We start from the raw sequence: 12,700 nt of genomic DNA, 5'->3' as shown, positions 1-12,700 counted from the left end.
TGCCCTCCCTCTCGCCTTCCAAACCAAACCAAATGAGTCCCTGCTTTGACAACCTCTGACACCAACCACCCACGCGATTTCCAGTCCCTGCCACTACAGCAGTCTCTGCTGACAAACCTGGAGGATCTCGGCTATACCCGCCTGACGGAAATTCAGGCCGCTGCGCTGCCGGCGATTATGGATGGGCGGGATGTGATCGGCCAGGCCAGGACCGGCTCAGGCAAGACCGTGACCTTTGGTCTGGGCCTGCTGCACAAGCTGCAGGTAGGGCAATTCCGAGTGCAGGCACTGGTATTGTGTCCTACCCGCGAGCTGGCGGACCAGGTGGCAAGGGAGTTGCGCAAGCTGGCGCGGACTATTCATAACATCAAGATCCTGACGCTATGTGGCGGTATGCCCTTCGGGCCGCAGGTCGGCTCGCTCAAGCATGGGGCGCATATCGTGGTGGGTACGCCCGGGCGAATTGAAGATCATCTACGCAAGGGTAATCTCGATCTGCAAGGGGTGCAGACTCTTGTGCTGGACGAAGCGGACCGGATGCTGGATATGGGTTTTCAGGCAGTGCTGGACCAGATTCTGGCGGAGTTGCCATCGCAGCGGCAGACGCTGCTGTTTTCAGCCACATACCCTAACACCATCGATGCATTGGCGACGCGGGTGCTGCGCAATCCAGTCAAGGTGGAAGTCACCTCGGCGCACACCCAGAACACGATCGAGCAGAAATACTACCAGGTGGAGAACAACGAGGAGCGGCCTGCAGCGCTATATCAGTTGCTGGCCAATTTCGATGTTTCATCGGCACTGGTTTTCTGCAATACCAGGAAGGAAGCCGATGAGGCTGCGCAGGCGCTGAAGCGTGCCGGCGTCTCTGCGCTCGCGCTCCATGGAGATATGGAGCAGAAGGATCGTGATTGTACGCTGGTGCTGTTTGCCAACGGCAGCGCTTCCGTTCTGGTGGCGACGGATGTGGCCGCGCGCGGGCTGGATATTGAGGAGTTGCCTGTGGTGGTGAACTACCACCTCTCACGAGACCCGGAGGTGCATGTGCACCGGGTCGGTCGCACCGGGCGGGCGGGACAGAAGGGTGTGGCGCTGTCGCTGGTCAGCAAGAAGGAGATCTACAAGCTGGAGCGGTTGGAGGCGTTGACGCAGCAGTCAATAACGCTGCAGGAAGTTCCGCCGTTGCCCAAGGGCTTTGTGGCTTCACGGCCGGTGATGTCTACGCTGCAGATCGATGGTGGCAAGAAGCAGAAGGTGCGTGCAGGGGATGTTGTTGGTGCGCTGACTGGGGAGGGTGGTATTGACGCAGCTCAGATCGGAAAAATTCAGTTGTTTGATTTCTCTACTTTTGTAGCGGTGGAGCGAGAGGTCGCCAAAAAGGCGCTGGGCAAGCTTGCCAATGGAAAGCTGAAAGGCCGTAAATTCCGCGCGCGGATTGTGGGTGTCTGAGCGCTAGGCCAATATGCCCCGAAATGCGGTCAGCAGTAAGGTCATCAGCAGTAATGTCATCAGTGACCTCTCCCTGGCAGTCAAATAATCCCTGAAGGATTGTGCGTAGGTAGCGGGGAGGACTTTCATGTTCATGACTGGCCGACGGCAATGGCCGAGGGCGTCGGTTGGTTGAGTCCGTCGAGGAAGGTGTCGAGATCAGTAATGCGGCGCAAAGCCTGGAAACGTTGGGCGGCTTCGGGGTTTCGAGCGCGCATGTGATTCAGCCATTGCTTCAATAGCGAGACTACTACTTTGTCTGGTAGTGTATTACGCTGCATTGCAGCATATGCACTGAGCAGGCTAGCGCGCTGGGGCCAGCTGGTCGGTGGCAGGCGATGCCCGGTGAGCTGCCAGTGGCGAATGCGAGGGGCCAGCCAGGGGTCGGCCAAGGCGCCGCGCCCAAGCATGACATCGCGGCAACCCGAGAGAGTTCTGGCTTTCCAGTAATCTTCTAGACTCCATATGTCGCCATTGGCGACGACAGGTATGGAAAGTCGGGTTCGGATGCGCCCGATCCACTCCCAGTGAGCCGGAGGGCGATAGCCTTCGTTGCGGGTGCGGGCATGTACCACCAGTTGTGCGGCGCCTCCGGCTTCTGCGGCCTGAGCGCAAGCCAGAGCCAGTCGGCGGTCGGAGAATCCCAGGCGGATCTTGGCGGTCACCGGGATGTGGTCGCCTACGGCACTCTGGACGGCGTCCACGGCACGGTAGAGGCGCTCTGGGTCGCGTAGCATGGAGGCCCCGCCGTCATGACGGTTGACGAGCTTGGCCGGGCAGCCAAAGTTCAGGTCCAGGCTGATGGCTCCCAGGCGTAGTGCCTGATGAGCATTGGCAGCCAGGGCATCTGGATCCGACCCCAGCAGTTGCAGATGTACAGGGATTCCGGAGGGTGTTGCGGGTGGGTTCAACAGCCCTGAGCGGTTTTTATGCAACAGCCCTGAGCGGTTTTTGTGCAACAGCTCTGGGCAGTTTTTGTGCAGCAGCTCTGGGCAGTGTTTATAGAAGACACGGGGTGGCAGGCGCGCGTCGACAACGCGGACGAACTCGGTGACGGTCCAGTCAAAGCCTGCTTCGCGGGTGAGCAGGTCGCGGCAGTGAGCGTCGATGACGCCTTCCATGGGTGCTAGACCTATACGACCTTTGTCTAGGCCCTGGTCATTATGTAGTAATTTAACAACCAAAGCTGCTACCTTTACGCCATTGTCACGGGCCGGGAATGTGGCAGGCTATAACAATGAATTCGTTATAAATACGGCAATTTTGCGAAAATCACGACAACTCGAAGAGTTTTCTTGCGCTAATCCGGAGGATTCTGAATGCCGTTGCTAAATGAAGGTCTTGCCCTGATGGGGCTCGGAATGGGCTTCGTTTTTGTTTTTCTTACGGTGCTGGTGATTGCCACCACCTTGATGTCTCGAGTTCTCGGGCGCTTTTTCCCTGAGCCCGAGCCAAGCCTTCCAGCAGTAGCCGGCCAATCTTCTGATGTCTCAGGCAAGAAAGACGAGGCTTTGATCGCCGCGATTTCAGCGGCAGTGCACAAATATCGCCAGCGCCATCGTCGCTAGGGTGATTCCACAGGCCTACACGGGGCGGCGATTGTAGCAGCCCTCATGGCTTGGACATAGGTTTCTCTGACGCTTTCAACGATAACTTCCAACACATTCAAGGAACCGACGATGAGCGAGATTCAACGCCCGCTCGGCATCACTGATGTCGTCCTTCGCGATGCCCACCAATCGCTGTTCGCTACCCGCATGCGTCTAGATGACATGCTGCCCATCGCCGAAAAGCTGGACAAGGTTGGCTTCTGGTCTCTGGAATCCTGGGGAGGAGCCACCTTCGACGCCTGTATTCGCTACCTGGGCGAGGATCCCTGGGAACGTATCCGCGCGCTCAAGGAAGCCATGCCCAATACACCTCAACAGATGCTGCTGCGTGGGCAGAATCTGTTGGGCTATCGCCACTATGCCGATGATGTGGTCGATCGCTTTGTCGAGCGAGCCAAGGTCAATGGCGTGGATGTGTTCCGTGTCTTCGATGCCATGAACGATCCACGCAATCTGGAACGTGCTATTCAGGCTGTGCGCAAGGTCGGGGGGCATGCTCAAGGCACCATGTCCTACACCGTGAGCCCTGTGCATACCTTGGAAGGGTGGGTGGAGCTTGGCAAGCGTATCGCCGCCATGGGAGCGGACTCCCTGTGCATCAAGGACATGGCAGGTCTGCTCAAGCCCTACGATGCCTTCGAGCTGGTGTCTCGCCTGAAACAGGCTGTTGATATACCTATCCACATGCAGTGTCATGCTACCACTGGCATGTCCACTGCGACGGCCATCAAGGCTGCCGAAGCCGGCATCGACAATGTCGATACTGCCATTTCTTCCATGTCCATGACCTATGGGCATAGCCCCACCGAGTCGGTGGTGGCGATACTTCAGGGTACCGGGCGTGATACCGGCCTGGATCTGGAGCTGCTCGAAGACATCGCGGCCTATTTCCGTGAAGTGCGCAAGAAGTATGCTGCCTTTGAGGGTTCTCTCAGGGGGATCGACTCGCGCATCCTGGTGGCTCAGGTGCCGGGGGGCATGCTGACCAACATGGAGAGCCAGCTCAAGGAGCAGGGGGCAGGCGATAAGCTGGATGAGGTACTGGCAGAGATTCCACGGGTGCGCGAGGATCTTGGCTACATTCCTCTGGTCACACCGACATCGCAGATCGTCGGCACCCAGGCTGTGATGAATGTGATGATGGGCGAGCGTTACAAGTCCATTTCCAAGGAAGTTCAGGCACTGCTCAAGGGGGAATACGGTTGTGCGCCTTCCTCCTTCAACACAGAGTTGCAGGGCCGGGTACTGGATGGTGGCGAGCCGATCACCTGTCGTCCTGCTGACAACCTGACACCGGAAATGGACAGGCTGGCCGGCGAGTTGCGCGAAAAGGCCAAGGCCGAAGGCATTCGTCTGGCTGAGGGGGAGCAGGAAGTCGACGACGTGCTGACGTATGCCCTGTTCCCGCAGATTGGCCTCAAGTTCCTGAGCAATCGTGATAACCCCGAGGCCTTCGAGCCTGCACCCGAGGCTGGCGAGAGCAATAAGGCAGTGGTTCCTGCTGCTTCCCGTGTGCCGGCGTCCGAGGCTGGGTCCGAGACCTATACCGTCAAGGTCAATGGCAGTGCCTATGTTGTCGAAGTCAGCGAAGGTGGCGATATCACCCAGATCAGTGAGGCCAGCGCCACGCCGGAACCTGCAGCGTCGACGGCGCCCGCGGCATCTTCAGGTGAAGCCATCACGGCGCCATTGGCAGGCAACATCTTCAAGGTCAATGTCTCGGCGGGAGACAGCGTGGCCGCAGGTGATGTGGTGATCATTCTTGAAGCCATGAAGATGGAGACCGAGATTCGGGCGGCCAATGCCGGCACTGTGTCGGCGGTCAAGGTGTCCGAGGGCGATAGTGTCGCCGTCGGCGATACGCTCGTCGTACTTTGAGGGTCATTTCATGGAGAAGATTCTGACACTCTGGTACGGCTCCGGACTGTATAACCTGAGTCTCGGCCAGGCGGTGATGATCGTGGTGGGGCTGTTGCTGCTGTGGCTTGCCATCGCCAAGCGATTCGAACCGCTGTTGCTGGTGCCCATCGGGTTTGGTGGCATCCTGGCCAATATTCCCGAGGCGGGGCTTGCCATGTCGGCTGCGGAGCAAGCGGCTCACCTGGGCAATTCAGCCCTGCTTCAGCAGTTGGCCCAGACGCTTGGAGTTGCACTACCGGGCAGTGCCGATATGGAAAGCTGGCGGCATGCGGTAGGCGAAGCGTTGCATGCAGATATTTCTCCTGCCTTGCTACGCGCTGCCAATGACCAGGCCATGGATGCGGGGTATGCGCATGGCATGCTGTATCAGTTCTACAGCGTTGCCATTGCATCGGGCATCGCACCTCTGGTGATCTTCATGGGGGTCGGAGCCATGACCGATTTCGGTCCGTTGCTGGCCAACCCTCGCACGCTGTTCCTTGGCGCTGCGGCTCAATTTGGCATATTTGCTACCTTGCTGGGTGCAGTGGGGCTGACCAGCATGGGCTGGATGGACTTCTCGCTCAAGCAGGCGGCTGCCATTGGTATCATTGGTGGTGCTGACGGTCCGACCTCGATCTATGTGTCCAGCTTGTTGGCACCGGAGCTGCTGGGTGCCATCGCGGTGGCATCATACTCCTACATGGCTCTGGTGCCGTTGATTCAGCCGCCGATCATGCGCGCTCTGACATCTGCCAAGGAGCGTGAGATCGTCATGACCCAGCTGCGTCCGGTCTCCAAGGTCGAGAAGATTCTGTTTCCGCTGGTCCTGCTGATTCTGGTCGTGCTGTTCTTGCCTGATGCTGCACCCTTGCTGGGCATGTTCTGCTTCGGCAACTTGATGCGCGAATGTGGTGTGGTCGAGCGGCTTTCCGATACGGCCCAGAATGCGCTGATCAATACGGTGACCATCTTTCTCGGTCTGTCCGTCGGCTCGAAACTGATGGCTGAGCGTTTCCTGGCAGTGGAGACGCTGGGTATTCTCGGCCTTGGCATTGTTGCCTTTGGTATCGGTACGGCCAGTGGTGTGCTGATGGCCAAGTTGCTCAATGCTGTCAGCAAGCATCCGATCAACCCCTTGATCGGCTCTGCCGGGGTTTCGGCGGTACCCATGGCGGCACGGGTGTCGAACAAGATCGGCCTGGAATCCAACCCCCATAACTTCCTGTTGATGCATGCCATGGGCCCCAATGTGGCTGGAGTCATCGGTTCAGCGGTGGCTGCAGGGGTGATGATCAAGTACCTGGGGTAAGTTTGTCCTGTAATGACCGGTGCCCTGCTCTCCGGAGGGTGCCGGTCAGGTTGCTTATAAACGAGCTATAAGCTGTAAGTTTTAAGCTGCAAGTAACCCCGAACCCCCATTCTTGTCGATGATCCACAGAGCGGCACTGGACTGCTCGTGACTCGCAGTTCGACACTCGCGGCTTACGGCTTACGGCTTACGGCTTACGGCTTACGGCTTACGGCTCGCATCGCACTGTCATTTCTCCGTCCTGGTCTGGCCATCCAACTGTCATGAGCCCGCCCTAGTCTGGCCATATTGCCAAACAAGGGGGTGGGGGCATGATCGATATCGAAGGAGCGCTCCGGGCCAAGGCGCCGAGTGTCAAGCGCTGGCCCGCCTGGTGCCGCGGCCTGCTGGTCGCGGCGCTCAAGCGTCTGGTCCATGAGCAGGAAATCAATGACTTTCTCGTCCGCCATCAGCGTGCTGGTGGGCTTGAATTCATCGATCGTGTCCTGGAATACCTCAACTTCGGTTACACCCTGTCTTCCAAGGAGCGCGACAATATTCCGGTGACAGGCCGGGTCGTGATCGTTGCCAATCATCCTTTGGGTGCCCTGGACGGGCTGGCACTGGTGCGCATGGTGGCAGACGTGCGCCCTGACGTGAAGATCGTAGCCAATGACCTGTTATTGCAGATCGAGCCCCTGGCTTCGCGTCTGCTGCCGGTGGACAACCTGTCGCGCAGGGGGTTCCGCAAGAGCCTGCAGGGCATTGTGGATGCTCTGGACGCTGAACAAGCCGTGATCGTCTTCCCCGCAGGAGAGGTGTCCCGAGCCAGTCCTTCGGGTATCAAGGATGGTAAATGGATGTCCGGCTTCCTGCATGCAGCGCGCAAGACCAATGCTCCCATCGTGCCGGTGCATGTGGGAGGGCGTAATACCAGTCTTTTCTATTCCCTGGCCTGGTTGTATTCACCGCTGGGTACCCTGTTGCTTCCTCATGAAATGTTCCACCAGAGGGGGCGCCAGATTGCCCTCAAGGTAGGCGGTTCCATCACCCTGGAGCGCTTCGATCGCGATGATCTGAGTGCGCCGGCCAAGCTCAAGCTGTTGCGCAAGCATGTCTATCGCCTGGGCAAGGCCAAGAAGGGGGTGTTCGTCGGCGAGGCCGGAATTGCTCATCCGGAGAAGCGTCAGCAATTGCGCGAGGAGCTGGCCGGTGCTGAACACCTTGGCGCAACACCGGATGGCAAGCAGATACTGTTGTTTGATTATCAACCTGATTCTGCGGTGATGCGTGAGATAGGTCGTTTGCGCGAGATTGCCTTTCGCCGTGTGGGCGAGGGTACGGGCCTCAGGCGTGATCTGGATGAATATGACGAACATTACCGTCACCTGGTCCTGTGGGATGACAAGGACCTGGAAATTGCCGGTGCCTATCGCCTGGGAGAAGTTGGACGAATCCTTGATGCCAAGGGCATTTCAGGGCTGTATAGCGCCACCATCTTTCATCTGGAGTCAGCGCCGATGAGCGAGTGGCGCAACGGGCTGGAGCTGGGGCGGAGCTTCGTTCAGCCGCGTTACTGGGGGCGACGAAGCCTGGATTACCTGTGGCTCGGGCTTGGCGCATACCTGCGTGCGCATCCCGAAGTTCGCTGGTTGTTCGGCCCTGTGACCATACCCAACCACATGCCGCCATTGGCCAAGGAGCTGTTGGTCAGTTACTACCGTCATTATCATGGAGATGGCGAGTACGCCATTCGTCCCAAGGCTCCATGCCAGTTGTCTGATGCCGGAAGACACGAAGCTGAGCGGTTGTTTGTCGGAAACAGTCGACGCGAGGACTTTGTACGTCTCAAGGAGGCTCTGCAAGCCATGGGAGCTGGGGTTCCTGCACTATACAAGCAGTATGTAGAGGTGGCCGAAGAGGGGGGAGTGCGTTTCCATGCCTTTGGCGTGGACACCGGTTTCAGTTACTGCATCGATGGCTTGGTAGCAGTAGATGTGACGCGCCTGAAACCGGAAAAGCGGGCTCGCTATATCGGAGATGCTACCGTCATGACGACACGGAATCGCGAGAAGGATTCGGTTGTCGAGGAAGCTCCCTCCAGGACGAGCGCGACCAAGCCCCTGGCTGATGCGCCAGTCACTCGTCAGACTGGAGCTGCAGCCTTCCCTTGAGGCGCGAAGTCAGGGTCGTCAGGTCGACGCTGTCATCCCGTGGCCAGCCGAGGGTAAGCATGACGCCCTCGGCACCATAGTCTGCATCATCAATGCAGATGTCACGCTGCCGGCACCAGTCACGGGTTTCCGCTTCACCAGCGAAGTCAATGCGAATTCTGACGGGCTTGCGTTCTGTCTCTTCCCGCCGGGGTACTTCAGCCAAGGCCGTGACCACGGCTTGGGTATAGGCCCGAGCCAGCCCTCCTGTGCCAAGCTTGATTCCTCCGAAATAACGCGTCACTACAGCGGCTACCTGGCCGATGCCATCGCCGCTGAGCGCCTGGAACATCGGGCGACCAGCTGTGCCGCCGGGCTCGCCATCATCGGAAAAGCCGATATGCACCTGTTCCCCGGGAGGGCCGGCGATGAAGGCCGTGCAATGATGAGAGGCGTTGGGGTGTGTTTTCCGCGCTTCAGCCAGCAGTTGGTCAAAAGCGGGAACATCCGGCGCGTGGGCTAGCCAGGTAATGAAACGGCTGCGTTCAATTTCTATCTCGCTCTCGAACCAGGCATCGGCTGCCAGGTCCGGTACAGGGTATCGCATCAGGCAGCCATCTCCGCCTGTCGGGCCACGCCCATGACCAGGCCCAGAACGCGAATGTCGCTGTTCTTCAAATAGATAGGGGGCATGCTGGTATTGGCGGGCTGTAGACGAACACCGCTCTTTTCGATATACAGCTTTTTCAGGGTGACCTCCTGGTCATTGATCATCACAACAGCAGTTTCGCCGTTCTCGGCGCTTTCCTGACGTTCGATGATGATCACATCTCCATCGAAGATATTGCAATCGATCATGGAGTCTCCGCGTACCTGGAGGGCGTAAGTATTGCGCCGGACCATACGCGAAGGAACTCGCAGTGTGCGGTCGTCGCGACATGCTTCGATGGGCAATCCTGCGGAGACATGACCGATCAAGGGTATCTCCATCATGCCATCAGTATCGTCGCTGGCCTCGATCTGGGCCCAGCTTTCGGCAATGGGCAGATTGGGGAGGCGTTCCAGGAAAAGCGTTTTCGTTGTACAGGTTGTCCCGTCTGTACAGGTTGTTCCAACTGCGTTGATTGTTTTCGCTGTGCTTGTTGCTGCGACTGTTGCATTGGTCATGGCGCTTGGTCTCCCTGCGGCAAAAACCTGTCGATACATACAGTGTTTTGACGAAGCATAGCAGTGTCTGAAAAAGGCGCAAGCCTGATCGATGAATCTCCATGTCTATGCTCCTTGTGGTGGGTAGCTCGGTATGACCAATCCGTGTAAAGTCGATTGCGTATTTGGAAAAACTTTTTATATTCGTCCCGGGGCTTGCGAGAGGGTGTGTTTTGAGTCTGTGTCTGGAAGCCCGGCAACTCGCTTGTGAGCGTGATGGGCGCTGGTTGTTTCACGGTCTGGACCTGCGACTTTCCGATGGTGAGGTGCTGCGTGTAGAAGGCCCCAACGGTAGTGGCAAGACGACCTTGCTGAAGATCCTGTGTGGACAGGTCAGCGACGTGGAAGGCGAAGTGCTGTGGCAGGGAAAGCCCCTGCGGCGTGCCCGGGCCGAGCTATTGAGCAATCTGCTCTATATCGGGCATGCCCCGGCCATCAAGAAGAGCCTGACTGCGCTTGAAAACCTGCGTTGGTATCAGGCCATGGCAGCAGAGCCGATATCCATGGGTGCCTGCGAGCAGGCGCTGGAAAGGGTTGGATTGAGCGGCTTCGAGGATATCCCCTGCGGCCAGCTTTCTGCTGGCCAGCAACGTCGGGTGGCGTTGGCACGCCTGGAGTTATCTCCACGGGCCCTATGGGTACTGGATGAGCCCTTCACTGCCATCGATGTCTCCGGGGTGGCCATTCTCGAACAGCGCCTGGTGGAGCATGCACATCGAGGAGGCGCAGTACTGGTGACGACGCACCATGCCTTGTCCAATATTCCTGACCTGCGGCGTCTCCACTTGGGGCAATATCAAGGCACCTGTGCGCCGGGAGGGGGGCGACGGCATGATGCAACTTCGTCCGCTTGATGTCGTCGAAGCCAACGGCGAAGGGTTATGGCAGGCATTACTGGCTACAGCTCGACGTGATCTGCTGGTCATGGCCCGGCGGCCAGGTGATGTGCTGACGCCATTGGTTTTCTTTGCCATGGTCATCACCCTGTTTCCTCTGGGGATTTCTCCGGATCCGGAGCGACTGTCACTGATAGCGCCAGGCGTGCTGTGGGTTGCTGCGCTGCTGTCGGCACTGCTCTCCCTGGATGGCCTGTTTCGCAGTGACTATGACGATGGCACTCTCGAGCAACTGCTGCTTTCGCCGCATCCGCTTGCTGTTCTGGTTCTTGCCAAGGTGCTGGTGCATTGGTTGGTTACGGGGCTGCCGCTGGCACTGATGGCGCCACTACTGGGTGTGACGATGGCGTTGCCACAAGGGAGTTTTGTTGCCTTGATGGCATCCTTGGCCCTGGGAAGTGCCTGCATCAGCCTGATCGGCGCTATCGGTGCAGCACTCACTGTGGGATTGGCCAGAGGGGGTATGCTGCTGGCCTTATTGGTATTGCCTTTGTTCATGCCGGTGCTGATCTTTGGCACTGGTGCTATTGGTACGGCTGTCTCAGGTGGGGTGTGGCTATCTCATCTGGCGATTCTCGGAGCGATGTTGGCACTGGCGCTGATGCTGGTACCTATCGCCATTGCCGCTTCGCTGCGCATCAGTCTTCATGGTTAAACAACAAGAGGCTCTTATGTGGACTTTTGTGCACAAACTAGGTTCACCACCCTGGTGTTATGCCATTTCAGGCCGTCTATCTCCCTGGTGCTGGGCAATGGCGTTGATGCTGATTATCGTTGGCAGCATCTGGGGCCTAGCTTATGCACCTGCGGATTATCAGCAAGGCAACAGTTTTCGCATCATCTATATTCACGTGCCTGCGGCTTTCCTCGCTCAGACTATCTTCGTCGCCATGGCCGCAGCTGGGATGGTCTTCATGGTATGGAAGATCAAAGTGGCTGACATGGCGGCAGCCATGATGGCTCCACTTGGAGCCTTGATGACCTTTATCGCCTTGATGAGTGGCTCGATCTGGGGCAAACCAACCTGGGGCACATGGTGGCAATGGGATGCCCGTCTGACATCGATGCTGATTCTGCTGTTCCTGTATGGCGGTGTGATTCTGATCCGTAGTGCCTTTCCGCGCCTGGAAAGTGGGGCCAAGGCAGCATCGGTCCTGACCATGGTCGGCGTGATCAACATTCCCATCATCAAGTATTCGGTGGAGTGGTGGAATACATTACACCAGCCAGCAAGCTTCACTATCACTGAACGCCCGGCCATGCCAATGGAGATGTGGTTGCCGCTGCTGATCATGGTGCTGGGCTTTTATGCCTTGTTCATTGCCTGGACGTTGACTCGACTGCGTAGCGAGATCCTGCGCAGAGAGAGGCACAAGCGCTGGGTGCGAGACTTGTTCGAGAGGGCGGGTTGATGGCTTTCGACTCACTGGCTGAGCTCCTTGCCATGGGGCGCCATGGTCCGTATGTATGGAGTGCCTGGGGGATAAGCCTGGGGCTTCTTGGTTTGAGCCTGTTACTGGTGTGGCGGGAAAGCCGCCAGGTACGACGCATGTTGCACCGCCAGTTGAAAAGGGAAGTCGCTGCCCGGTCGGAGTGGGCAGGAGGAACAGGTGCTGGCGGTGTGTCGAGGACGTTGGATGAAAGCCGCGATGGTAGTGCTGCGGAGAGGGTAGAAAAAAATGAGAGCTAAGCGGCGCAATCGTTTGTTATTGATCGTGGGGCTCGTTGCCTTGTGCGGGGTGGCGATCGGGCTAACGCTGTATGCCTTGCGCAGCAATATCAATCTGTTTTTCAGCCCGGTACAGATCGTTTCCGGAGAGGCACCTGTCGAGCGTCAGATTCGTGCCGGAGGGATGGTCAAGAAAGGCAGTATGAAGCGCTCGCAGGAAGGCCTGCAGGTCAGCTTCGTGATTACCGACTACGTCGACGATGTGACTGTGCATTACAGCGGCATCCTGCCCGACCTGTTCCGTGAAGGACAGGGAGTGGTAGTAGTCGGTAAGCTCAATGACAAGCATGAACTCAACGCCGATCAGGTACTGGCCAAGCATGATGAAAACTACATGCCCCCGGAAGTGGCCGAGGCCTTGAAACGTTCGGGATATGAGCCCGAGGACTACAAGAAAATGGCGACCAGCGGCGAGGCTCCATGATCGA

Annotated in this window: 13 protein-coding genes; 10 read left to right on the top strand and 3 right to left on the bottom strand. The window is 58.0% G+C overall.

Annotated elements, in window-relative coordinates; genetic code table 11:
• Positions 1 to 45: 45 nt before the first annotated feature.
• Positions 46 to 1,449, top strand: a complete 1,404-nt coding sequence (gene dbpA / locus E4T21_RS17150; RefSeq protein ID WP_205423410.1) for an ATP-dependent RNA helicase DbpA — start codon at positions 46 to 48, stop codon at positions 1,447 to 1,449.
• A gap of 131 nt (positions 1,450 to 1,580) precedes the next feature.
• Here dbpA and E4T21_RS17145 read toward each other — a convergent pair whose 3' ends face one another.
• Positions 1,581 to 2,609, bottom strand: coding sequence for a tRNA dihydrouridine synthase (locus tag E4T21_RS17145; protein ID WP_149286195.1), 1,029 nt, complete (start codon positions 2,607 to 2,609; stop codon positions 1,581 to 1,583).
• A gap of 198 nt (positions 2,610 to 2,807) precedes the next feature.
• Here E4T21_RS17145 and E4T21_RS17140 point away from each other — a divergent pair, with 198 nt between their 5' ends.
• From E4T21_RS17140 to olsF, 4 genes are all read left to right on the top strand, one after another.
• Positions 2,808 to 3,056 (top strand): OadG family protein, encoded by a 249-nt coding sequence (locus tag E4T21_RS17140; RefSeq protein ID WP_149286194.1) that lies wholly within the window; start codon positions 2,808 to 2,810, stop codon positions 3,054 to 3,056.
• Positions 3,057 to 3,167: 111 nt separating this feature from the next.
• Positions 3,168 to 4,976, top strand: coding sequence for a sodium-extruding oxaloacetate decarboxylase subunit alpha (oadA, locus tag E4T21_RS17135; protein ID WP_149286193.1), 1,809 nt, complete (start codon positions 3,168 to 3,170; stop codon positions 4,974 to 4,976).
• 10 nt (positions 4,977 to 4,986) lie between these two features.
• Positions 4,987 to 6,309: a sodium ion-translocating decarboxylase subunit beta gene (locus E4T21_RS17130; protein WP_149286192.1), complete on the top strand. Its 1,323-nt coding sequence runs from the start codon at positions 4,987 to 4,989 to the stop codon at positions 6,307 to 6,309.
• 311 nt (positions 6,310 to 6,620) lie between these two features.
• The gene (olsF, locus tag E4T21_RS17125; protein WP_149286191.1) at positions 6,621 to 8,462 is read left to right on the top strand and encodes a bifunctional ornithine lipid synthase OlsF; all 1,842 of its coding nucleotides are present in this window, start codon (positions 6,621 to 6,623) and stop codon (positions 8,460 to 8,462) included.
• On the opposite strand, the gene E4T21_RS17120 is transcribed toward olsF, so the two are convergent.
• Positions 8,428 to 9,048 (bottom strand): IMPACT family protein, encoded by a 621-nt coding sequence (locus E4T21_RS17120; RefSeq protein WP_149286190.1) that lies wholly within the window; start codon positions 9,046 to 9,048, stop codon positions 8,428 to 8,430. The genes olsF and E4T21_RS17120 overlap by 35 nt on opposite strands.
• A complete protein-coding gene (lexA, locus tag E4T21_RS17115; RefSeq protein WP_149286189.1) occupies positions 9,048 to 9,608 on the bottom strand; it encodes a transcriptional repressor LexA in 561 nt (186 codons plus the stop codon). Before lexA ends, E4T21_RS17120 begins: the two co-directional genes overlap by 1 nt.
• A gap of 212 nt (positions 9,609 to 9,820) precedes the next feature.
• On the opposite strand from lexA, the gene ccmA reads away from it, so the two are divergent.
• The 5 genes from ccmA to ccmE are packed head-to-tail and all read left to right on the top strand — an operon-like array spanning position 9,821 to position 12,696.
• Positions 9,821 to 10,501, top strand: coding sequence for a cytochrome c biogenesis heme-transporting ATPase CcmA (gene ccmA / locus E4T21_RS17110; protein ID WP_149286188.1), 681 nt, complete (start codon positions 9,821 to 9,823; stop codon positions 10,499 to 10,501).
• Entirely contained in the window at positions 10,479 to 11,198 is a 720-nt protein-coding gene (gene ccmB / locus E4T21_RS17105) for a heme exporter protein CcmB (RefSeq protein ID WP_149286187.1), read from the top strand. The genes ccmA and ccmB overlap by 23 nt, the downstream gene beginning before the upstream one ends.
• A gap of 16 nt (positions 11,199 to 11,214) precedes the next feature.
• Complete coding sequence (locus E4T21_RS17100) at positions 11,215 to 11,955, top strand: heme ABC transporter permease (protein ID WP_149286186.1); 741 nt, start codon at positions 11,215 to 11,217, stop codon at positions 11,953 to 11,955.
• The gene (ccmD, locus tag E4T21_RS17095) at positions 11,955 to 12,233 is read left to right on the top strand and encodes a heme exporter protein CcmD (RefSeq protein WP_149286185.1); all 279 of its coding nucleotides are present in this window, start codon (positions 11,955 to 11,957) and stop codon (positions 12,231 to 12,233) included. The genes E4T21_RS17100 and ccmD overlap by 1 nt, the downstream gene beginning before the upstream one ends.
• Complete coding sequence (ccmE, locus tag E4T21_RS17090; protein ID WP_149286184.1) at positions 12,223 to 12,696, top strand: cytochrome c maturation protein CcmE; 474 nt, start codon at positions 12,223 to 12,225, stop codon at positions 12,694 to 12,696. Before ccmD ends, ccmE begins: the two co-directional genes overlap by 11 nt.
• The last annotated feature ends 4 nt before the right edge of the window (positions 12,697 to 12,700 follow it).

Source organism: Halomonas binhaiensis (genome assembly GCF_008329985.2).
Lineage (GTDB): Bacteria > Pseudomonadota > Gammaproteobacteria > Pseudomonadales > Halomonadaceae > Halomonas > Halomonas binhaiensis.
The sequence above is the reverse complement of the archived record's forward strand: the minus strand, read 5'-3'. Positions and strand labels throughout refer to the sequence as shown.